The following is a 22641-nucleotide window of genomic DNA, read 5'->3' as shown; positions in this document are numbered from 1 at the left end:
AAGGAATACATATGTTACAGTCCATTTACATACAAAACTATGCATTAATCGACAAGCTGGATATCAATTTCACATCCGGCTTTTCGGTTATTACAGGTGAAACAGGAGCCGGAAAATCTATCATTCTGGGAGCTATCGGATTATTATTGGGACAGCGTGCTGATATAAAAGCGATTAAAAATGGAGCATCAAAATGCATTGTCGAAGCCCATTTTCATATTTCAAATTATGGAATGGAATCTTTTTTTGCTGAAAACGATATCGAATATGATCCAGAAGAATGTATTCTCCGCCGGGAGGTTTCAATAAATGGTAAAAGCCGCGCCTTTATCAATGATACTCCGGCTTCGCTGGCACAAATGAAACTTTTGGGCGAAAAATTGATTGATGTGCATAGCCAGCATCAGAACCTGCTCCTTAACAAGGAAGGATTTCAGTTGAACATTCTCGACATTCTGGCACAAGATGACAGACAGCTCGTTCAATATCAGCAAGTATATACCGACTATAAACAGGTATGTCGGGAGCTGGATGATTTTATCGCACAAGCTGAAAAAAGTCGCCAAGACGAAGATTATATTCGTTTCCAACTGGAACAGTTGGAGGAAGCTAACCTACAAGAAGGCGAACAAACAGAATTGGAGCAAGAAGCAGATACGTTAAGTCATGCGGAAGAGATAAAAGCTGGACTATATAAAGCCGAACAGCTGATTGACGGAGATGAAGGCGGTGCACTTTCACATACCAAAGAGTGTATGCAAACCCTGCAAGCCATATCGCGTGTATATGCTCCTGCCTCCGATTGGGCTGAAAGACTGAACAGCTGTTATATTGAGCTGAAAGACATTGCACACGATTTATCCGGAGCTGAAGAAGAAATAGAATTTAACCCTTCACGACTGGAATATGTAAACGAGCGGCTGAATCTGATATATAGCCTTCAGCAAAAACATCGGGTAGAATCAACAGAAGCACTTATCGAGCTAACAGCACACTATCGACAGCAACTGGATGCTATTACTTCATTCGACGATCGCATTGCCGAATTGAATCAGCATAAGGAGAAGCTGTATAACGCTGTATTGGAACAAGCCTCCCAACTAACAGCACTTCGCACTGCTTCTGCACGACATATAGAAGAGCATATGAAGTCCCTACTCGTCCCGTTGGGTATGCCCAATGTACGTTTTGCAGTAGAGCTTACTCCACGCAAAGAACCAGATGCCAACGGGATGGACAGCGTGACGTTCCTTTTCTCAGCCAACAAAAACGGAACTTTACAAAATGTGGCTTCCATTGCTTCCGGTGGCGAAATTGCTCGTGTAATGCTTTCCCTAAAGGCTATGATTGCCGGAGCTGTAAAATTACCGACCATCATTTTCGATGAAATCGATACAGGCGTTTCCGGCTCTATTGCCGAAAAAATGGCACTCATCATGCAAGATATGGGACGTCAGAACCGTCAGGTTATCAGCATTACCCATCTTCCGCAAATTGCAGCACGAGGCATTGCGCATTATAAGGTATACAAAGAAGATACAGAAACAGGAACAAACAGCTACATTCGTCTGCTGAACAATGACGAGCGTATAAAAGAAATAGCCAACATGTTAAGTGGAAGTACGCTGACTGAGGCTGCACTGAACAATGCACGTGCACTGTTGGAAGGAAATTCAAATCTTTAAACGAAATTAGAAAACAGCATATGATTGAAAAAAATGAAATGATATTCGGCGTAAGAGCCGTTATAGAAGCCATACAGGCAGGCAAGGAAATCGATAAGGTACTGGTAAAAAAAGATATCCAAAGCGACTTATCGAAAGAGCTTTTTGCTGTATTAAAGGAAACATTCATCCCTGTACAACGTGTACCGGTAGAGCGTATCAACCGTATTACAAAGAAAAACCATCAGGGAGTAGTTGCCTTCATCTCTCCTATTACCTACCAGCGTACGGAAGACATTGTACCTTTCTTGTTTGAACAAGGAAAAAATCCGTTGCTGATCATGCTGGACGGACTGACTGATGTACGCAACTTCGGAGCCATTGCACGTACTTGTGAATGTGCCGGAGTAGATGCTATTATTATCCCTTCAAAAAATAGTGTCAGCGTAAATGCCGATGCAATCAAGACTTCAGCAGGAGCATTGCATACCATTCCCGTATGTCGCGAAAACAACCTTACTAACACTATCAAGTTCTTAAAAGATAGTGGATTCAAAATTGTAGCAGCAACCGAAAAAGGTGACTACGACTATACCAAAGCAACTTATACCGATCCAACTTGTATCATTATGGGAGCAGAAGACACCGGTGTTCCTTACGAGCATCTTGCTTTATGCGACGAATGGATAAAAATACCTCTGTTTGGCTCCATCGAGTCACTCAACGTATCTGTAGCTGCAGGAATCCTGATTTACGAAGCTGTCAAGCAACGTGGATTCACAAATGAAGAATAAAACGTAAACGCTAAAGACACATGAAAAAGACAATACTCATATTAGCTTGTGGAATGTCTTTCCTTACAGGATTTTCACAAGAACTCCCCAAATGGGCAAATAAAGCCAAAAAGGCTGTATTCTCGGTTATCACCTACAACAAGGATAATCAAATTCTGAATACAGGAAACGGATTCTATATAGATGAACAGGGAACAGCTGTTTCCGACTACAGTCTGTTTAAAGGAGCCGACCATGCAGTCATTGTTACCGCTGATGGTAAAGAACTACCTGTAAAATATATTATGGGCGCAAACGACATTTACGATGTCGTTAAGTTCAAAACGGAATTCGACAAAAAGGCAGCAGCTTTACAACCAGCATTACAAGCTGCTACACCAGGAGAAACAGTTTACCTGCTTCCCTACTCAACACAGAAATCTGCCAACGGACAGAATGGAACGATTGCCAAGATTGACACGATAGGGAATAACTCTTTCTACTATACGTTGAATATGCAAACGACAGATAAAACTGTAAGCTGTCCGATAATGAACGGAAATGGCGAAGTACTGGGACTTATTCAAAAAAATTCTGATCCGGAAAGTAAAGAAAGCTATGCTATTGGAGTAACTTATGCTTCATCACTATCTATCAGTGCACTATCGGTAAATGATCTTACGCTAAACTCTATCGGTATAAAGAAAGGGCTTCCTGAAGATGAATCACAAGCATTGGTTTATCTCTACATGGCAGCATCTACACTCGATCGTGACAGTTACCTGGGATTGTTAAACGATTTCATCAGCCAATATCCAGAGAATCAGGAAGGGTATCTGCGCCGTGCTACCTGTTACATAAATTTCGGTGATGACAGTCACAATGCACTTGCCGAAGAAGATCTGAAGAAGATGCTCGACATTGCCAAACAAAAAGATGATGCCCATTATAATATTGCCAAACTGATTTACAGTTACCAGTTGAATAAAGGAGACAAGCCTACATATGCAGACTGGACTTTCGAACGGGCACTTAATGAAATCAATACAGCTATCCAGATAACCCAACAGCCCATCTATTATCAGGTACAGGGAGATATTTATTTTGCCATGCAGAAATACGCTGAAGCTTTTGCAGCTTATGATACGGTAAACAAAAGCTCACTTGCATCGGCAGCTACATTCTATTCAAGTGCAAAAGCAAAAGACTTGATGGAAGGTGTAGACAAAAAAGAAGTCGTTGCACTAATGGATAGTGCTGTAGCACGCTTTAATAAACCATACGGAAAAGATGCAGCTCCATACCTGTATGAACGTGCGGGAGCCAAAACAGCTGTTAAAGATTTCCGGGGAGCCGTAGCAGACTACAACGATTTTTATGATGCCATGATGGGACAAGTTTCTGCCGAATTTTATCTGATCCGCACGCAGGCAGAAATGCAATGCCGCATGTTCCAACAAGCTATAAATGATATTAATAAAGCTATCGAACTGGATCCTCAAAATGTAAATTACTGGGTAGAAAAAGGAGGAGTATGTTTACGTGTCAACCAAACAGCAGAAGCAGTTCAAGCTCTCGAAAAAGCAATCTCTATTGATTCGCAAAACGCTCCAGCCTACCGTATGTTAGGTTATATTCAGGTTCAGCAGAAACAGACAGAAAAAGGTATTGCTAATCTGAAAAAGGCCAAAGAACTGGGTGATGAAGTAGCCATTGGATTGCTCGAAAAATACAGCAAATAAAAAAAACAGTTAAAGGGAATTCATCAGTGAATTTCACTGGATATAGAAAGAGCCATAGTAAACCTGTTTTTAGGAATACTATGGCTCTTCCGTTATTCATAAAAAAGAAATAATCAATGATGTTTGGTAAACATTACAAACGATCTAACTCATTAAAGTCTTGCTTATGAGTTCTACTCTTTTCTTTCCCAAATCTATAAGATATATTCAGCTTTATTTGTCTTGACTCACCCTTTCCCCAATTCCAAAGATGAAAACCTTCAAATGAACTATAATTATCCCAATTGTTAGTCCAAAACAAATCTGTCAATGATAAATTCACAGCTAACCGTTTATTCATAAACGCCCTGCCAAGTGCTATATCAATGTATCCACTTGAATCCATTTTTTCATTTGAGGCTCCAAGTCTTTTAGTTGCATACGACCCATTCATTTCCAATCGGAGTTCCCAAGGAAGACGAAATGTATTCATCATGGTAAAAATTCCAGCTATAGCATCTTTTTTAAATTTCCGGTACGTATCAAAAGCAATATCTTTATAAACGTAATAACCAACTAAGTTCAAATTCATCTCCCACCCCTGAACCGGAGTTAAGCCCTGATTAAAGGTTATCGAGAACTGTTGTTGCTTACCAATATTTCTAGGAGTCATAATTACTTTGTTAATAGACAGAGTATCAGTAATCTGCGCCTTATAATCTTTCATATAGGTATAAGCAGCGGTTACAGAAGTGTACTTATTACTATAGGTTGCACTGATCCGATAAGTTTTCTGAGGCATAAGGAAAGGATTTCCTTTCCAATACGAAAGTTCATCCAGTAAGTACTCAAACGGATTCAAATCCTGATAAGCAGGTCGGTCTATCCTACTCCCATAACTGATAGAAAGAGCCTGTTCGTCTGCTATCTGATAATTCATACTCACAGAAGGAAATATATTGAAATAATTTCTTTTGTTATTCTTATCACCCACTCCATCTACAGTAAACAAACCTCCCTCAGACCAAGTTTTTTCACCTCTTAACCCGACTTCCAAATTTATCCTACTATTCAACGGATATACATAGAGTAAATATGCAGCAAGTATTTGTTCTTTGTAAGTAAAGTCATTGGATTGCGTAACATCTATTATCTCTTTATTATCTTTTATCTCAAAAAATTTATAACCATTGTCTGCATTAACGTTAGAATATTTAATACCAGATTTTAAATCACCTTTTCCAATTTTATGTTGCTGGGCATATGCTAAAGCATAAATATGAATATTCCTACTGTTTACCGATTTATAAAGAAAATCGTTCAAAACCATCCCATCTGGCGATTGGTATGTATTAGGCTGTAAGTTACCAGAGCCACCATCAAACCATGCATAATTTGCATCAACTGTATATTTTACACCTTCTTTAGGAGTTGATACGTAATAGAGATTTGCTCCATAACGATTCCCTTTTTGCATATAATATTCGTTTCTAGCATAAAGAATCTGTTCAAGTTTATTTTGTTCCAAGTTTCTGATCTCTGTTGTTGTAATAGTCTGCCCAGGCCCAAACAAGGCATTTGCCGTAAGCTCTCCACCAACGAGATTTTGTTTATTGAATTTATATTCAAAATTTAAACTTCCGGCAATAGTCTTCCGCTTGTCTGTATCAATAGTCGGACTATAGAATTCTTTCCCCGCCTGAATACGACGCATCCCATAATCCAAGTTATAATATCCAAACTGATGATGATAATTACTTACTAGACTAAACTTACCATGTGTATAACCAAATGTTAACTCAGTATTCTGACGAATATTATCCCAATAAGATACACCATTATTTATCGAAAAGGAATAACCTTCGGAATGCTGTTGCTGTGTATTAATATTAATTATTCCTCCAGATCCTTCGGCATCATATTGAGCTGAAGGATTATTGATAATCTCTATTGAAGTTACGGCAGACGATGACATGGATTTCAGTATGGAAACCAGTTCTTCCTGTTTCATGTAAGTAGGCTTTCCATTAAAAATTATCAATACGCCATTTCTCCCACCTATACTGATATTATCGTTACCATTTACCAATATGCCTGGTGTCTTTTTTAACACATCTAAAGCAGAACTACCAGCTAAAGTAGAACTATTTTTTGGAAAAAATACTGTATTACCATTTACAATTCGTACAGACGGAGTCTGTTTTTCACCTATCACAAGTATATCGTCAAGAAGTATACTTGCAGATTGGAGTTTAATATGAAAAGTAGTATCCTGGTCAAGCTCAAAAGAAGAGGTCAAAAAGGGAATATAACCTAAACAACTGACATATAACTGAATATTTCCTTTTGCAGCGAGTTTGAAAATACCTTTATCAGACGTAATACCTTGACTTAGAGAAGTACTTGTTTGAGAATTTATTACGCTGACAACGGCAGCATCAATAGGGCGACTTAGAGAATCTGTAACCAAACCAGACAGTGTATATTCCAACCTCTTTTGTACAGAATCTGATTTTTGAATTACATAAGTTTTTTCACGTACTTTCGTATAAATAAGTGGCTTTTCTTGTAATATTATCCCTATTATATCCTCGAGGGTCTGATCTTTTGCATGAAAAGTCACATGATAAGACTCAACATCTTTATAGTCGAACAAGATATGAGTGCCACTTTCGTTTTCGAGCTTTTTCAAAGCTTCTGCCAGAGTTACATTGTGTAATTCAACATCGATAGCTTGCGTCGTTTGTGCAGTCAGGGCAGAACTACACAACAACATGAAGCAAAAGGATTGTGCTAACCGTAATTTCATAAAATTATTGTTTTAATTTGTAACCATTCTATTTTCCGCCACGACAATTTTATCGGCTGTTTTTCAGCCGATAAAATAAAAATGTCCGCAAGAAAATAGTTTAGTTTTAACATTCCGATTTATAAAAACATGGCAGAAGGACCTTCTTGTCGCAGTCCTTACCATGAAGAATACATTCAAACAAGTGCTTCAGGTAATCCTGAGGGGCTATATCATTAAGCTTGCAGCTTTCTATCAGAGAAAAGATGAATGCCGAGTTTCCTGCTGCATCCTCACTGCCTATGTTCATACAGTTCTTGAGCAGCAGCTTTACAGGTTTCATCCTTTGCTCACAGAGGTTGTTCGATATTTCCGCAGAACCGTCCTTGAGGATATTTTTCAGGGATTTCCACTGGTTTATCGTATAGTTCACAGCCTTTCTCATCAGTTCGTTTGCCATGAGTTTGGTATCCTGCATCATCATGACCACCTTATGATGGATACGTTCAAGAATAGGTCTCGTAAGCTTAAGTCTTTTTTCCTTAATCTGCTCACCGCTGAGTTTCATTGTGCGGAACAAGTCTTCATTTCTGAACATATCACCGATAGGGTCTATTATATCCATCGCAGTTCTGTCTGATGGCAAGGCATCGACCCACAGCCTCCTGCAGTGTGTCCAGCATCCTATATGAAGCACCTTTGAGTCTTCTCCGTCGAACATCCTGTAAACCGTATATCCGTCTGTAGATACAGATCCCATAAAATGTTCAAGGAAGGTCTTTGCTACATCAGAGGCTCTGCTGCCGTTATTGTAATGATAGTAAACCAACTTGACATGCTTTGCAAAAAAAGCCCATAAATACTTTCTCCTGTAAGCCTTGCCTTCCGGTGTTTCAACTCCGACAAGCTCGGTCGTCTCGTCAACCATAAGGTATTTTGCCTGTTGTACAAACTCCTTGAAGACATCTTCCATAAACTCCCTAAGCCTGGAGATTCCGTTATGGATATAGCCGTTCAGCGTGGTATTGCTTATGTGGATGCCTTCTCTTGCAAGCAGTCTTATCTGTCTGTTCTCAGGCATACTGAAGTCATATTTCAGACAAAGCAGACGGGCAAGCAAATCAGGGGAAAAGATTCCTCCAAGGTTTTTCAAGGGATGCTCCATCGTGTTAGTGAAAGTGCCGTCTGCAAGCTTTACCCTTGCCACCTTGTACACATGCTCCACGTTATGAGCACGCACATGTTCTATAAACCTGTATTCCCACACATCAGCCATTCCGTTACGCTTCATAAGCCTTGCACCATCCGGGAGTTGGTAATAGTCTTCTATTTCATGAACAATTACCTTATCCACCTTCAGCCTGGTCTTTGCTGCACGGGGAGCAGTTTCCTTTTTCCTTGAAGGCCTGCAGTTCTGTGCAGGTACGTTACCGGAAGAGGTATTGCTGCCGGTACCGTTACCATCGGTCTTATTATCATCATCACCTTTCTTGCCAGAACCGTCGTACTCGGACTTCTCCATTGCAGACTTGTCAATGTTACGGTTGTTCAGCAGCCTTCTTTGCTCTGAGGTACGGCCGAAACGGTGTTTCCTGCTGTCCTCAAGTTGAAGCCTGAGATTGGATATCTCATTTGCAAGCATCATGTTCACCTCGTCTTTTGCCTCAAGCTGCTTTCTCATAAGTTCCATTTCCTTTCGATTATTCTCGACTGTTGTGGACAACTCATTGATTGTATCAACCAGAGCCTTGGAGTTCTCTTTGTTTGATTCTTCAATAGCCTTAAGCCTCGCAATCAGTTCGTTTACCTGTTTGCGAAGCCCCGCCTTTTCCTCATTCGCCAGACCCAGTTGGCAGCAAAGTAACTCGTATGCCCTTTCATCAATCATGATATAAAGGTACGAAAAATCAGGCAGTTACGCAAACTTTTTATCGTTTATTCTTATATTATTTTTATTGATAATCAATGTATTAATATTAATCTTTCGGACTGACGTACATCTTGTCAACTACTATACTTTCCGTAAGATAGGCCATGTCCGACCATTGTATCCGGTAGCATTTGGAGACTTCATCAAACACAGGTTTCTTGAATCTCCCCATGACAGGACGTTTCTCGTAAAGCACATAAAATCCGCGTTCATAATGAAGTATTTTCACAACTTTTCGGTTCCTGGACATGAACATATATACATTGGATGCATCGCTCGGGTCAAGTGACATCTCTTCCCTTATACTCTCACACAGGCGGAAGATTCCTTTCCGCAAATCCACATTACCGTTGAACAGGTAATAGTTCAGGTTAGCGCTAAGTCCAAGCATATCATCCTATCATTTTATTAAGCAACAGACTCAAATCAAGAACTGTGGTATTTCTTAGGAACAATGTGGCACCTGATGTCAATTGCAGTTTTACCCACTTAATCGGAGATTCACCTTCAGGTTGTTTCACCTCCAACTTTACGGTTGGACTGTTGCAAGGCTTGCCGGTTATCCGGACTTTGGCAACCTTGGGCTGCTCAACCTGGACTGTCTTGCCTAACTTTTCGCTCCATAGCTGATGACGCTGCCAGTTCATGAACTTGTCGTAATTTACTCCATAATCCGCACAGAACTCACGAAGATCCTTGGTCTCACTGCATAACTGATAGAGGTCATATACCTCCTGGTAGTTTACTTTTTCTTTTGCCATAATCATTGTTGTTTAAGGGTTACGGCGCAAAGGTAGGTTTAGGGAACATGCGTGTCAAGGCGGAAAATAGAATGGTTACTTTTAATTTATATCTGCTATCAATACGAATTACACAATATAACGGGTACCACTTTAGGAAATTATTTTCCAACAATTATCGTTCTGTCTTCAAGTACAACAGGATTTTTACTGACATAATTCAATAATTCCACAACTGAAGCCAGCGATTCATTTCGAAATGCCTTAAAATGTAAACGAGTGTTCATACAATCCTTACTTTTAAATATTACACTCACATTATACCAGCGTCCCAGTTCACACAATATTTCAACCAATGTCTGATTATCAAAATAAAAATTACCTTCAGCCCAAGATGTAATATCTTCAGTTTGCGGTATTTTGACTGTACGCAACTCTTGTTGGTTTGTCAAAATAGCCTGTTCACCAGGATGAATAAATACACTATCCGTCTTTTGTTGTGAAGTAATTTTCAAAGAACCTGAGAGCAAAGTAATTTTCATCTCTTCTGTTGAATAGTCTTTTACATTAAAAACGGTACCTAATGCCTTAGTACTCAATTTACCAGATTGGACAATAAACGGACGAAGAGAATCTTTTGCAACATCAAACAGTGCTTCGCCTTGTAGTATAACCTTTCGTTCGTTTTGGCCAAATTGAGAAGTTTCGTAAGTAAGTTGACTCTCTGCATTAAGTGTAACACATGTACCATCAGGAAGTTCAAGTCGTTTTTGCATACCTCGTGGAACATAAACTGTTGTCATTCCATTTACTGTTTCTTCTTTTACAATCTGCACTGTTTGCGTTGCCTCAAAAACCCGCAATCCTCCTTCAACTTCTTTGGATAAACTAAATATAAAAAACAAAGCAATGCAAGAAGCTATCGCTAGACCTATTATTATTGGAATAATTGATGTTTTTTTATGATGACGCTCAAAAGTTCTCCATTCCTTATCAATATCAGGTTGAGGAATCTGTTGTCGAGCCAAAGATTCTTTAGCATATAATATAGTACGTGCATATCGCAAACATTCTTTATCGGAAAACAAACTTTTCAGTTCTTCTTGCGTAAAAGATGACGGATTTTCCAACGCTTCTAAAACATGAGCTAATTTATCTTCTGAATCTTGTTTCATGATACAAGTCTTTATTATAATGAATTATTATATGGTATCAGGATAATATCAAAGTTACTCTATATCAAATTCCCTCCGTATCAAACGTAAAACTTTCATAACATGCTTCTTTATGCCACTACTGCTAATATGATACTCCTGAGCAACTTCTGCATATTTCTTATTCTGAAAATAACATTGGATAAAAATACCTTTCGTGGGTTCTCCTAGTTTTTCAATAATTTTCTCGATACGTGACATCCGATATTCATATAGTTCTGAATCATCAAATTCTTTCTGTGAGATAAGATCGTAAAGATCAGCATACTGCTGTTCTACTTTTTTATGCCGTAAGTAATCAAGACATCTGTTACGAACAAGCGTATAAAGATAGGAAGACAATGTTTCTAATTTCAACTCATGACGCTGAATCCAGATTTTTTCGAAAACATCATTTACTATATCTTTTGAATTTTCCTCGTCTGTAATAAATTGAAAAGTATAGTAGTCAATACTTCGGTAAATTTTTACCGATAAATTAAAATTAAACATAGAATCGGCATAATCCGGTTCAAAAATATATTCAAGAGATCATTGAAATACTGTCAAGAATGAATCGTCAAGGAGTAAGAAAAGGGATGAAAAAGATATGCTAAACAGCTGAAAACCAACAGAAAAAGTATTACATAATTTGTTGATTATTAGTAAATTAGAAGTATTCCACCACTTTTAATTATGACTAAAGAATCACTCCTTATGCAATACCAATCCGAGTGCAGAAACGCTCTCGAATCAGTTGTAAATATAAGCAAATCTTTTCAGAAAGTATTCATGGATGCAATGAAATTGTTCATGGCTATACACGGCTCTTTCATTTAAAACAACCTCTATAATCCTTGTTATTCTCCGAAAAACCATTATTTTTGCGCACAGCGATGCAGGAAGCACCGCTTCCGGTGTTTCTTTTTATCGTTCATATAAAATTATTTTTGTAGGCGGAAATCAAATGCGACAGAGGTCGTTTTTTGATTTCCGCCTTAATTTTCGCTATGCGAAAATAAGATTTATTTTGCTGATATGCAACATTTTGCATATCTAATATATAAAAAAGAAACATGCATTCTGCCGTCGTGGCAGCATAATGAAACATCTGAAAGAATTTGTGAAATCAGTGCCGGATTACCGCAGGACAGACAAGGGAAACTACAAATACAAGCTGGAAGATATTCTTCTCCTTGTAATACTCGGACGGCTGGGCAAGTGTATGACAAGACCGGATATAATCAGATTCGGCGAGCGTAATCTGAAACGCTTCCGCTCTTTAGGAATTTTGTTGGACGGTGTGCCTTCTGAACCTACGCTCTGCCGTATATTCAAACATATTGATGATGAAGCCATGTCTGAGCGGATGTCTGAATTTACCTCCACCTTCCATGATGAGCTTGTCGGTTGTGCCGGAGACATCCTCTGTATTGACGGCAAGGCAATGAGAGGGACGGTACTTGAAAACGGACGCACCCCCGACATCGTATCCGCCTATTCCCTTGAAGGAGGTTTCACCCTTGCCACGGACATGTGTGAAGAAAAAAGCAACGAGATAACTTCCGTACCCAAACTGTTGGACAAGGTGGATGTGTCAGGATGCATAGTTACGGCAGACGCCATGTCCTTCCAGAAAGCCATCATAGATAAAATCCGGGAAAAAGGCGGTGATTTCCTTATCGAGCTGAAGGCAAACCAGAGAACTCTGCGATATGGGGTTGAGGACAATGTCGAACTTGCAGAGCCTGTGGATGTATATTCGGAAGGCCCTTTTCTTGAACATGGCAGAATAGAGACCAGAGTATGCCGTATCTTTCGTGGAAATGACCTGATTACGGACAGGAAAAAGTGGAATGGAAATCTGACGGTTGTCGAAATACGGACTGCAACGGAGAGAAAATCTGATGGTCAGAAATCTTCCGAGAGGAGGTTCTATGTCTCCAGTTTTCACGGAAGTGCCAGGCGGCTGAGTACAATAGCCAGAATGCATTGGGCAATAGAAAGCATGCACTGGGACCTTGACCGCAACCTGAGGCAGGACTTCATCAGGCGGAATAGTGCAAGGTCCGCCAGAAACCTTGACACGATACAGAGGATAGTACTGGCAATACTTTCTATATGGAAAGGTAAAAGGAAAAAGCTCTCCGACAAGGCTAAGGGAACGGCCGAACTTATTAGAGAACTTTCTTTGGACTTTACCGCAATGATACATATGCTGGATCAAAAATGAGATAATTTGTAATTTCAGAGGATTCGTAACGTTTTGGGTATCAATCATAACAAAATCCCTACTTCCCATAAGAAGTGGGTGGGGGAATTATGTGCCTTTATCTAAGCTTAAATGAAAGAGCCGTGATGGCTATACCTAACCGCGTCAATTTCCTTCAAATGGGACGATATGGATGTTTCTCGGAACAGACATACCGGAACAATTTTGAGAATGATGACTTTGACTGGTTTTCCTTCAATGAAGCCATCATCAGGGAACACCTTAAAGGTGGTCGCAAGGCGATAGCCGTTGATCCGTCTTTCATTCCAAAATCAGGCAGCAAAACGCCGTGGATTGGCTATTTCTGGTCCGGTTGTGCCGGTGAATACAAACGTGGACTGGAAATAACCGGTATTGGAGTTATAGACGTTGACAACCATGAATGTATGACTTTGGGCTCTGTACAGACACCTGATAACGCAACGTTGGAAAGCTACGGGAAGAATCTTGTAGACTGGTACAGTTCTTACCTTATCAGCATACAGGAACATCTGAAACGTATTTCTGGCACTGTCGTATGTGATGCGTTCTTTTCAAAGGCAACTTTCATCAAACCATTGTGTGAGAACGGATTCCACGTTATAAGCCGCTTCAGAAATGATGCAGTGTTGTTTTATCCCACCTTAGAAAATAGGACAGGAAAACGCGGACGTCCAAAATTGTATGACGGAAAGATTGATTTTGAAAATCTGGACATCACAAGATGTACCGAGTATAAAGTGAACAAGGGTAAACTTTATGGACTGAAAGCATACTCCAAAGCATTCAAACGTTTTGTGAGCTTAGCTGTATGGTATCCTATGGATGGAAGAACGGACAAATGGCAGCTGTATTTCTCCACGGACGAGATGCAGGATGCCAAGGAGGTTTTAGACTTCTACAGGACACGTTTCCAGCTCGAATTCTGCTTTCGCGATGCCAAGCAACATGCCGGAATGACGAACTGTCAGGCAACCGACTTCAGAAAACTGGCATTTCACTTCAATGCGTCACTTGCAGCGATAAACCTTGCCAAAGCTGCCTGTAAGAAGATGGGAATGAAATATTCCATATCATCATGCAAGTCAGTCATACACAATGCTTACATGCTTGAACGATTTATTTGCGTGTCTGGGATTGAGCCAAACACGCAATTAATTGACAAACTTTTCAAAGAACTCATTTTATTTACCGCCAAAGCCGGGTCAGTAGAAATTTCGTGGGGATTATTTTTTATACTCGTAAAGTATTGCTTACTTCGCATTATGAAAAACGATTATTTGAACATGCTAGCCAGCCTCGTGTTGCCGGCTCAGATATTAGATTACTTTCTTATCTCTGGAGTTGAACAAACCTCTCAAGAGATTCATATTAGTCTGGATGAAAAGATGAATTCCAAGTTAAGCAATGACGAACATTTTGAATCCAAAGGTTTTATGGAAGCTGTTAATGTGACAGACTTTCCCATACGGGACCATAAGGTAATCCTCAAGATCAGACGTCGTCGTTGGACGGACTTGCGCGCAGGTAAAAGTTTCAGTATTCCCATCGACCTCGATGTTGTAGCCAAGGGAACCAGATACTCCAAAGAATTTGGGGCTTTTTTAAAAGAAACGTATGGAGACATCCCCAGTGACCTGCCGTACGCTTGAGGAATTCTATCATATAGATGGTCATACATTTGAAAAACAGTACAAGGAGGTTCTCAGCGGATATCGTAATTGGGAACAGTTATCCCATGCCGGTGAATGGATGCTGTTTCCGGAAAATATGGGACCGTATCTGGCGATTGACGAGACCTCACTCTCCAACGGTGAACTTTACACCTTTGTAACCAACCGTGATGCCTGTATACATATTCCGGAGCATACCCGTTCACTTTCCGGCAGCTTATTAGGGTATAAAACCATACCTTAAAAGCGTAATTTTTATCCGTTCATCCCCTAAAAGGATGAAAAAATGGATAACCAGACATTAAAATCTCAATTTTTCCGGAGCATATCCGTTCACCTCCGAGAATTGCAGGTTGTAGCACCCTTTTTCCGGAGCATACCCGTTCACTTTAGACGTATGCTTTCAGATTTTCCGGAGTATATCCGTTCAGCCGTGCATGGAATTGTGAGCGTATATCTTCGTTTCCGGAGCATATCCGTTCATTCTTTCCCCGGTTTCAGTTTCCTTTGTGCTGGTAAGCTAACAAGAAACAGCACAGTCATGGCAGGAACAACAAAGGATATGAGTCTGATAAAACAAGTACTCCAGCTCAAGCAGGCCGGAGAATCCAACCGCGGTGTAAGCCGCAAGTTACCGATTGACAAGGAAACCGTCAACGGTTATGTGAATACAGTAAAAGCCAACGGATGGAACATCAGCGACCTCCTTGAGATTGACGATCCCGAGTTGGAACGGATGTTCCATGCTGGTTCTCCGGCATATACGGACAGGAGAATGGAAGAGTTTCTGATCCTGCTACCCAGATACAGGGAACTGCTGGCGGACCCCAAATCCCATGTAAGCCGTCAGGTCCTGTTCGATGAATACCGTGCGACTCATCCCGATGGTTACGGCAAGTCACAGTTCTATTACCATCTGAAGCAGAATCTCGTTGCGAAGAAGGATGTTACGGCCGTACTGGCCAACACCTACAAACCGGGTGAAAAGCTCATGGTGGACTTTGCCGGTGACAAGCTCAGCTATGTGGATGCCGAAACCGGAGAAATTGTCAAGGTGGAGGTGTTTGTCGCCTGCATGCCTTACAGCGACTATACCTATGTGGTATGTGTACCTTCGCAGAAGACGGAGGACTTTCTGTATGCCATAAGGATGTGTCTGGAACATCTGGGCGGTGTACCTTCCATACTGACTCCTGACAACCTCAAATCGGCTGTAATCAGCAATGACCGGCATGAGCCGAAGCTGAACAAGGCTCTTGAGGACATGGGCAACTACTACCATTTCGTGGTACTGCCATGCGACCCGGCATCGCCGACACAGAAGGCTCTGGTAGAGGACTCCGTAAGGATTACATATAACCGTGTCTATGCCAGATTGCGTAACCGTACCTTCCATTCACTCCTGGAACTGAACCGTGCCGTATGGGAGCTGATGGAAAGGCACAACCAGACCCGTATGCAGAAGCGTCCCTACAGCCGTGAGGAGCGTTTTCATGCCATGGAGAAGGAGCTGCTGAAACCCTTGAAACCGGAACCCTATGAGATGCGCCTGTATGCCGATCTGAAAGTACAGGCAAACTGCCATGTGGAGCTGAGACAGGACAAGGTGACCCATTTTTACTCCGTCCCCTATATCCATGTAGGAAAACAGGCAAGAGTAGTCTTTACGCGTTCATGGGTCAAGGTCTATGTGGAGCAGAAACTGGTGGCCTCACATATCCGCAGCCATACATACGGCTATACCACAGTCAGGGAACATCTCGCATCCAGCTGCAGGGTGATTATGGAGCGTTCGGCAGCCTATTATGTGGAGAAAGCAAAAGATATATCACCTGACTGCCATGAATATGTAAAAAGAATCTTTGACCCCAAACGTACCGCACAGCCTGAAGAGGTGTATTACAAGCTGTGCAACTCCATAGTCAGCCTCAGAAGGAAGTATGACCTTGCCACGTTTGACCTTACCTGCCGTCAGTGCATGGAGTACGGTATTTACTCCTACAGCAAGTTTGAAGCCATACTCAGACGTAACGGCATGAATGCATCCGCAGACGAGACGGTAATCTTCCATGCGCCTACACCGTCAAACCACGGGAACATGCGCGGAAAAGACTATTTTACAGGAAATGACATAAACCAACAACAATAAATGATTATGAGCAACGAAACAGAAAGAACACTGCACGAGCTGAAGCTTCCGGGAATGGCAAGCTGCTGGAGCTCTCTGGAAGAAACACATCAGTTGGACAAGCTTACCCTGCGTGAAGGCATGCAGATCATGCTCCAGTACGAACGTGACACGAGAGGGAACAACCGCATCCAGCGTCTTATAAAGAATGCCGGCTTCCGTCTGAGAGCCTCGATGGAAGAACTTGAAACGGACACGGCAAGGGGCATACAGACCTGCTCTGCAGCCGACCTTGCAACCGGAAATTACATCACGGGCGGAATGACGGTCATCATTACCGGACCGGCAGGAACCGGGAAGTCCTACTTTGCCTGTGCCCTGGGTGACAGGGCATGCAGGAACGGCCGGAAGGTACTGTACTTCACGATGAACATGCTCATCGAGAACCTGAAGCTTGCACATCTGGAAGGACGGGAAACAAACTTCTTCCGGAAGCTGAACGCACATGACCTGCTGATTATCGATGACTTTGGGATGGTCAAGCTGGACGGCCAGATACAGCATGACTTTGAACAGATCATAGATGACCGGTACAACCGGAAGGCACTCATCCTGGCCAGCCAGCTTCCCGTTGCAGACTGGTATGATGTGTTCCAAAGCGAGCTCATTGCGGAAGCCTGTCTGGACAGAATCGTGCATAAGGCAATAAAATTTGACCTTAAAGGAGAGAGCCTAAGAAAGAAGTATTAACTTTGCCAACAACACTGAATACTAACTGGGGACTGAACGGATATCACCGGAAATGCTGAACGGGTATCCGCCGGAATATGCAGCCTGTACGAGAGAGTGCTCCCTGGTAGCTGTCGTGGCAGGAACTAAATCAGAGGATGTAATAGCTGTGCTGCAACGAATTGACGAGGAAAGCCGTTATGCCGTTAAAGAAGTGACACTTGACCTTTCAGACTCCATGCGCAAGATTGTACGGACTGCATTTCCTGAAGCCAGCCGTGTAATAGACCGTTTTCACATTCAGAAATTAGCTTGTGATGCCGTGCAGGAATTACGCATCAAACACCGTTGGGATGCCATACAGCAGGCCAATGAGGAAATGGAAGAAGCTAAGCGGAAGAACGAAGATTATGTCCCATACCGATATTCCAATGGCGACACCCGTAGGGAATTACTTATACGCTCCCGGTATCTGCTTTTCAAGTCAGCTGATAAATGGACGGAAAAACAGAAGCAAAGGGCAGCAATCCTATTTGAGGAATACCCTGACATCAAAAAGGCATACGGTTTGTGCCATTCCCTGCGGATGATTTTCTCTAAGAACACCATAAAGGACGCTGCACGTTTGGCTATGGCACGATGGTATAATAAAGTAGAAGAAGCAGGGATGCATTCTTTTAATGTCATTGCTGCTACTTTCTATGAGCACTATGATGAAATACTGAATTTCTACAACCATCGTTCTTCAAATGCGATGGCAGAATCGTTCAATGCAAAAATTAAACTGTTCAGAGCAAATCTAAGAGGAGTAGCTGATAAGAAGTTCTTTTTATTCCGCATTGCGAAGCTATATGCGTATCCCCACTAAATTTCTACTGACCCCCAAAGCCGCTTAGGCTTGGCGAATTTTTAACGAACTATTGTGTAGTAGTACAACCGAGAATAATAAGTCTTATAAATTATCTCAAAGTCTTCATCCGACAATGTGCGATTCTTATTTGAGAAATGAAATATTGTCATAAAATAAAAGTAACAATAAAAAGGAGCCACGACATGCTTATGCCATCCTCAATATGTTTCATAATATCAAATTAAGATATTAGCATAAATCTAAATCCACAGATTTTATACTAACAAATTTATCCGATAAGAAGATACAGACAACGCTTCATCTACACAGAAAGTTCAAAATAACATTTTACACCCAATCAATTGCCTTTAAACTTTCCCTTCAAATAGCTTCCTAAATTATTCCATAAAATTCTTACCGGATAATAGTATTTGATTGAATCAGCGTTTCAGGAGTCCTATTTTCAGATTCAATTTAAAGTAATAAACTCCGTTTTCACGCTCCAGATATCCATATTTATCTTTCTCTGTTGAACCTTTTTCTAAACGTGAATTATAGAAAAGGAAATCGGCAAAGACCTGACGGTAAGCACGCTGATAGCACAAAACATCTCCGTCACCTGTCACAAACAGAAAACCGCATATAGCTGATTCAATTCCATTGTAAAGTTTGGCCGGACGCATACCTGTAGCAAGTGCCAATAAAAATTCTTTTATTTTATACTCATAAAAACCGTGCTTGTTTATCAGTTCGTCCTTTATTTTTAGAGGATTCAGCTGTTTTATCGCTTCTGTAAGCTCAGATACTTTCGTAATACCATCCAGCCACATCAAACGTGTCATTTCAGCGAGCAAACGTCCCATGTGAAGATCAATCATAGAAAGATTACTTCGGAATATCTTATCTGCTACATCATTATATTTCAAAACTCCTCCTAAACGTTCTATCATCAGCATTCGGGATATGACGTCGTCTTCCTCACCTTCCGCATTAATCTTATTTATTGTTGGTACGGCAAATTTTACTCCTGTTTGCTCAAATTTAAAATTAGCCGTACGCCCTCCATCAAGCAATGGTAGCATCATACCCAAGCGCGAACGTACACAAAAACCTGTCAGCGGAGCCGACTCATCGTAAAATGCAACACTAAAGTCGGTACGATCGTCAGTTTTAGCCTCCAAGTCATAAATAGCCACTTCATCAAGAAATTCTTCTACTCCATCTGGAGAAGTTACATCATCCTGACGACTATTACGAATAGCATGCAATATTAGTTCAGCTACTGTTTCGAAATCCTCGCGAGGAACAAGCTTATCTATCTTTTCGCCCTTTATATGGATATTATTTTTTTCGATAACATACTGACGCGTTCCATCATGTTCCTCACGCTGTACCATAGCTATAGGAATACACTGTTGCTCATTCTTTTTTACATCAGAAGTACCGGCATACACATAACCATTTGCCAATAGGCGAAAAAATGCATATAATTCGCCCCATTCTCTTTTTGTTGCCTCAAAAGCCATATTATTATCAGTTTTAACAGGTGCAAAGATAAGTAAAACAGATGTTAATAAAAAGGTTTACATAAGATACAAATATTAAACAATGTTATACAGCAGAAAATTATATCTTTTTTGTTTGCAGTATAACAAAAAGTACCTACCTTTGCAGTGTGTTTTTCATAGTATTAGATTTAAGGTTAACAAAAGGTTGGAGTACAGCGGTACTCCTTTTTTTATGCCCATAAGTAAAGAGATTAAATTCTTATAGATATTTCTCTAAAAATCGCATATATTTGCATACGGATTGTTTTCTTCTTTTTATAATGAGTTGATTCATCCAGCACAAATTTTTCTCTAATAATATATAAATATGGAACAAGAAACTCTACTTAATGAGCATAATAAACAGGAATATCCTCCTATGCATACTTGCGAACATATCGTAAACCGTACAATGGTAAACATCTTTGGATGTGGACGCGCAGTGTCGGCACACATCGAACGAAAGAAAAGCAAACTTGATTTTGCTTTACCTAAGGCGCCTTCAGTTGAGGATATTGAAAATATTGAAAAAACTGTCAATGAAGTAATTGCCCGCCATCTACCCGTCACAACAGAATTTATCACACAAGAGGAAGCTGTTGGAAGATTTGACTTAAAACGACTGCCAGACAATGCGTCAGATACAGTCCGAATTGTACGAGTCGGCGACTATGACGAATGTTTATGTATTGGACTGCACGTTACAAATACCTCAGAAATAGGTACTTTCCGCATTATTAGTTCTGATTATAAAGATGGGATATTCCGCATTCGCTTTAAATTAGCATAACTTAAATAACATATGAGTAAGAAAAAAACAAACTCTACAGGTTCACTGAAAGGGTTTATTCTTCTAATTATTCTTGTAGCAGGAGTTCTTTACTTCTACCAAAATAAAGACAACCCTACCATTTCCAAGCAGCTTCAGCAACAAATGAAGGAAGTTGTTGACAACACAAGTCAACAGTTAGGAAAAGAAACTTCTGAAGCAGAAGTAGATAAACGTACAATATCACAGCTGGAAATACCTGTTACGATAAAAAAACGCAATGAAATCAGACTAAATCGCACAGGATTTACCATTTCATATAATAATTTCTATAAAGTGCCTAATTGGGTTGCATGGGAATTGACACGTCAGGAAACAACCGGAAACGAAGAACGTAAAAGTAAATTTCTCCCTGATCCTGATTTGCCCGAACCACGGGTAGAACATTCTGATTACACTCACTCAGGATACGACAGAGGGCATATGGCTCCAGCTGCAGACATGAAATGGAGTGAAAAAGCAATGCAAGAGTCATTTTATATGAGTAACATTTGCCCTCAAAATCAAAAGTTGAATCGTGATGATTGGGGAGATTTGGAAAATGAATGCCGAACATGGGCAAAAAAATACAGAAATGTATATATTGTATGTGGACCTATTTATGACAGTTCTAATCCTAAACGCGTCGGGCAACATAAAGTAGCTGTACCCGACCGTTTTTTTAAAGTAGTATTGATTTATAACCGCAAAAATCCGGTTGCTATGGGATTTCTATTCGAAAACAAAGCAGGACATCATAAACTGGAAAAATATATGGTATCTGTCGATTCTATAGAAACAATTACTGGGTTAGACTTTTTTTCCCAGCTTCCTGATAACATAGAAAAACAAGTAGAAGCAAATATACCAGCTTTACCTTAAAGTCCCTTATTTGACTTATCAAATAGATACTGACCTTTTTTCTGTGTTAAACAACTATATTCAATGGTGTGCTTCGGACAAGAATGATAGCACGCCAGACACATAGTACAATGACTTCCCCACTCAGGCTTACCTCTCTCCTTTAAATGTATATTACGCACAGGACAAGCCTTTTCACACAAGCCACACGAAATACATGAATCTGCTGCCTTAAAAGGCTTAGGCGACATTAAAGTATGCATAAAAAGAAAATGGATTAAATAACTTTTTATCCATGGAAATGCCCCCTCATAACAATCGATAAGCCGCGCTCTTGCAGCTAATTTACTTGATATATATTCAATTCTTTCTTTTGCTTCTCTCAACTTCTTCGATACTATATGCAACGGATCAACATCAAATCCGGGTAAAGACACATATGTATTAGGCATAATTACAGAAAATCCTGCGTTACATTCCCAACCCTTCTCTTTAATTGCTTTACAAAAAATATCAGCAGTCTTACCTGAATCATCACCGCAAGTACATACAAAAAATACATACTTAGGAGCTGAAGATAGACGAAGCAAAGAAATAAAATCCATCACAATAGTAGGAGGTGCCCATGCATAAACAGGAAAAACAAACCCTAATATTTCTCCTTCTGACAGGGTATATTCTTCTTTCTCAATTTTCACATCTGCTATATCCTCTACCGCATCCCCCAATCTTTTTCCAAGAGATTCAGCCACCCATCGCGAATTACCTGTTCCAGAAAAATAAAATATCATATAAACTGCAATTAAAAATCAAAGGAATCCCTAAAAAGCATGATAAAAAAAATAAAGCGAAGATTATATATCAAATCGATATAAAATCTTTCGCTTACTATAAAAGAAAAGCCGCACCAGAGGCGTGACGAAACTCCGATAAACATGATTTGAGTGCTCTCCCCCTTTGTAATCCACCGGCATAAATGCTACCC

General features: G+C 40.4%; 17 protein-coding genes and 3 pseudogenes. 12 read left to right on the top strand and 8 right to left on the bottom strand.

Features of this window, described 5'->3' with window-relative positions:
• The first annotated feature begins 11 nt into the window (after positions 1-11).
• The 3 genes from recN to ACDG22_RS08805 are packed head-to-tail and all read left to right on the top strand — an operon-like array spanning position 12 to position 4179.
• Positions 12-1685 carry a DNA repair protein RecN gene (gene recN, locus ACDG22_RS08815; protein ID WP_270230185.1) on the top strand — a complete coding sequence of 558 codons (1674 nt, stop codon included), beginning with the start codon at positions 12-14 and terminating at the stop codon, positions 1683-1685.
• 20 nt (positions 1686-1705) lie between these two features.
• Positions 1706-2458: a 23S rRNA (guanosine(2251)-2'-O)-methyltransferase RlmB gene (gene rlmB / locus ACDG22_RS08810; RefSeq protein ID WP_007568542.1), complete on the top strand. Its 753-nt coding sequence runs from the start codon at positions 1706-1708 to the stop codon at positions 2456-2458.
• A gap of 20 nt (positions 2459-2478) precedes the next feature.
• Entirely contained in the window at positions 2479-4179 is a 1701-nt protein-coding gene (locus ACDG22_RS08805; RefSeq protein ID WP_007568540.1) for a trypsin-like peptidase domain-containing protein, read from the top strand.
• A gap of 133 nt (positions 4180-4312) precedes the next feature.
• Here ACDG22_RS08805 and ACDG22_RS08800 read toward each other — a convergent pair whose 3' ends face one another.
• From ACDG22_RS08800 to ACDG22_RS08775, 6 genes are all read right to left on the bottom strand, one after another.
• Positions 4313-6967, bottom strand: coding sequence for a TonB-dependent receptor (locus ACDG22_RS08800; protein WP_148315617.1), 2655 nt, complete (start codon positions 6965-6967; stop codon positions 4313-4315).
• 106 nt (positions 6968-7073) lie between these two features.
• Complete coding sequence (gene tnpC, locus ACDG22_RS08795; RefSeq protein ID WP_143723011.1) at positions 7074-8834, bottom strand: IS66 family transposase; 1761 nt, start codon at positions 8832-8834, stop codon at positions 7074-7076.
• Between the two features lie 88 nt (positions 8835-8922).
• Positions 8923-9267 carry an IS66 family insertion sequence element accessory protein TnpB gene (gene tnpB / locus ACDG22_RS08790; protein ID WP_007567398.1) on the bottom strand — a complete coding sequence of 115 codons (345 nt, stop codon included), beginning with the start codon at positions 9265-9267 and terminating at the stop codon, positions 8923-8925.
• A gap of 1 nt (position 9268) precedes the next feature.
• Entirely contained in the window at positions 9269-9637 is a 369-nt protein-coding gene (locus tag ACDG22_RS08785; RefSeq protein WP_009131422.1) for a hypothetical protein, read from the bottom strand.
• A gap of 140 nt (positions 9638-9777) precedes the next feature.
• A complete protein-coding gene (locus ACDG22_RS08780; RefSeq protein ID WP_007568084.1) occupies positions 9778-10791 on the bottom strand; it encodes a FecR family protein in 1014 nt (337 codons plus the stop codon).
• Positions 10792-10845: 54 nt separating this feature from the next.
• Positions 10846-11322 (bottom strand): sigma-70 family RNA polymerase sigma factor, encoded by a 477-nt coding sequence (locus ACDG22_RS08775; RefSeq protein WP_007568082.1) that lies wholly within the window; start codon positions 11320-11322, stop codon positions 10846-10848.
• Positions 11323-11911: 589 nt separating this feature from the next.
• Here ACDG22_RS08775 and ACDG22_RS08770 point away from each other — a divergent pair.
• From ACDG22_RS08770 to ACDG22_RS08740, 7 genes and pseudogenes are all read left to right on the top strand, one after another.
• On the top strand, positions 11912-13042 hold the full coding sequence (locus ACDG22_RS08770) for an ISAs1 family transposase (RefSeq protein ID WP_007565353.1): 1131 nt from the start codon (positions 11912-11914) through the stop codon (positions 13040-13042).
• Positions 13043-13167: 125 nt separating this feature from the next.
• Positions 13168-14262: pseudogene (locus tag ACDG22_RS08765) on the top strand (transposase); the annotation flags it as partial.
• 63 nt (positions 14263-14325) lie between these two features.
• Positions 14326-14712, top strand: a complete 387-nt coding sequence (locus ACDG22_RS08760; RefSeq protein ID WP_040312234.1) for an ISAon1 family transposase N-terminal region protein — start codon at positions 14326-14328, stop codon at positions 14710-14712.
• A pseudogene (locus ACDG22_RS08755) lies at positions 14678-14911 on the top strand (ISAon1 family transposase); the annotation flags it as partial. The gene ACDG22_RS08760 and the pseudogene ACDG22_RS08755, both read left to right, overlap by 35 nt.
• Before the next feature lie 363 nt (positions 14912-15274).
• A complete protein-coding gene (gene istA / locus ACDG22_RS08750; protein WP_007566682.1) occupies positions 15275-16882 on the top strand; it encodes an IS21 family transposase in 1608 nt (535 codons plus the stop codon).
• 6 nt (positions 16883-16888) lie between these two features.
• A complete protein-coding gene (gene istB / locus ACDG22_RS08745; RefSeq protein WP_040311749.1) occupies positions 16889-17611 on the top strand; it encodes an IS21-like element helper ATPase IstB in 723 nt (240 codons plus the stop codon).
• Positions 17612-17693: 82 nt separating this feature from the next.
• A pseudogene (locus ACDG22_RS08740) lies at positions 17694-18458 on the top strand (ISAon1 family transposase); the annotation flags it as partial.
• A 422-nt stretch (positions 18459-18880) separates the two neighbouring features.
• On the opposite strand, the gene ACDG22_RS08735 reads toward ACDG22_RS08740, so the two are convergent.
• Positions 18881-19966: an HpaII family restriction endonuclease gene (locus ACDG22_RS08735; RefSeq protein ID WP_022125875.1), complete on the bottom strand. Its 1086-nt coding sequence runs from the start codon at positions 19964-19966 to the stop codon at positions 18881-18883.
• A 349-nt stretch (positions 19967-20315) separates the two neighbouring features.
• Here ACDG22_RS08735 and ACDG22_RS08730 point away from each other — a divergent pair, with 349 nt between their 5' ends.
• The gene (locus ACDG22_RS08730) at positions 20316-20777 is read left to right on the top strand and encodes an alanyl-tRNA editing protein (protein WP_007572024.1); all 462 of its coding nucleotides are present in this window, start codon (positions 20316-20318) and stop codon (positions 20775-20777) included.
• 12 nt (positions 20778-20789) lie between these two features.
• Positions 20790-21677, top strand: a complete 888-nt coding sequence (locus ACDG22_RS08725; RefSeq protein ID WP_007572025.1) for a DNA/RNA non-specific endonuclease — start codon at positions 20790-20792, stop codon at positions 21675-21677.
• Here ACDG22_RS08725 and ACDG22_RS08720 read toward each other — a convergent pair.
• On the bottom strand, positions 21674-22447 hold the full coding sequence (locus ACDG22_RS08720) for an EFR1 family ferrodoxin (RefSeq protein WP_007572027.1): 774 nt from the start codon (positions 22445-22447) through the stop codon (positions 21674-21676). The genes ACDG22_RS08725 and ACDG22_RS08720 overlap by 4 nt on opposite strands.
• Positions 22448-22641: the final 194 nt, after the last annotated feature.

Origin of the sequence: Phocaeicola coprocola, assembly GCF_041333015.1 — a bacterium.
Lineage (GTDB): Bacteria > Bacteroidota > Bacteroidia > Bacteroidales > Bacteroidaceae > Phocaeicola > Phocaeicola coprocola.
This window is presented reverse-complemented; position numbering and strand designations above follow the sequence as displayed.

What these genes read in the sequence shown, in the direction of transcription:
- recN (WP_270230185.1), top strand. Translation starts at nt 12, where the DNA reads ATGTTACAGTCCATTTACATACAAAACTATGCATTAATCGACAAGCTG.
- rlmB (WP_007568542.1), top strand. Translation starts at nt 1,706, where the DNA reads ATGATTGAAAAAAATGAAATGATATTCGGCGTAAGAGCCGTTATAGAA.
- ACDG22_RS08805 (WP_007568540.1), top strand. Translation starts at nt 2,479, where the DNA reads ATGAAAAAGACAATACTCATATTAGCTTGTGGAATGTCTTTCCTTACA.
- ACDG22_RS08800 (WP_148315617.1), bottom strand. Translation starts at nt 6,967, where the DNA reads ATGAAATTACGGTTAGCACAATCCTTTTGCTTCATGTTGTTGTGTAGT.
- tnpC (WP_143723011.1), bottom strand. Translation starts at nt 8,834, where the DNA reads ATGATTGATGAAAGGGCATACGAGTTACTTTGCTGCCAACTGGGTCTG.
- tnpB (WP_007567398.1), bottom strand. Translation starts at nt 9,267, where the DNA reads ATGCTTGGACTTAGCGCTAACCTGAACTATTACCTGTTCAACGGTAAT.
- ACDG22_RS08785 (WP_009131422.1), bottom strand. Translation starts at nt 9,637, where the DNA reads ATGGCAAAAGAAAAAGTAAACTACCAGGAGGTATATGACCTCTATCAG.
- ACDG22_RS08780 (WP_007568084.1), bottom strand. Translation starts at nt 10,791, where the DNA reads ATGAAACAAGATTCAGAAGATAAATTAGCTCATGTTTTAGAAGCGTTG.
- ACDG22_RS08775 (WP_007568082.1), bottom strand. Translation starts at nt 11,322, where the DNA reads ATGTTTAATTTTAATTTATCGGTAAAAATTTACCGAAGTATTGACTAC.
- ACDG22_RS08770 (WP_007565353.1), top strand. Translation starts at nt 11,912, where the DNA reads ATGAAACATCTGAAAGAATTTGTGAAATCAGTGCCGGATTACCGCAGG.
- ACDG22_RS08760 (WP_040312234.1), top strand. Translation starts at nt 14,326, where the DNA reads ATGAAAAACGATTATTTGAACATGCTAGCCAGCCTCGTGTTGCCGGCT.
- istA (WP_007566682.1), top strand. Translation starts at nt 15,275, where the DNA reads ATGGCAGGAACAACAAAGGATATGAGTCTGATAAAACAAGTACTCCAG.
- istB (WP_040311749.1), top strand. Translation starts at nt 16,889, where the DNA reads ATGAGCAACGAAACAGAAAGAACACTGCACGAGCTGAAGCTTCCGGGA.
- ACDG22_RS08735 (WP_022125875.1), bottom strand. Translation starts at nt 19,966, where the DNA reads ATGGCTTTTGAGGCAACAAAAAGAGAATGGGGCGAATTATATGCATTT.
- ACDG22_RS08730 (WP_007572024.1), top strand. Translation starts at nt 20,316, where the DNA reads ATGGAACAAGAAACTCTACTTAATGAGCATAATAAACAGGAATATCCT.
- ACDG22_RS08725 (WP_007572025.1), top strand. Translation starts at nt 20,790, where the DNA reads ATGAGTAAGAAAAAAACAAACTCTACAGGTTCACTGAAAGGGTTTATT.
- ACDG22_RS08720 (WP_007572027.1), bottom strand. Translation starts at nt 22,447, where the DNA reads ATGATATTTTATTTTTCTGGAACAGGTAATTCGCGATGGGTGGCTGAA.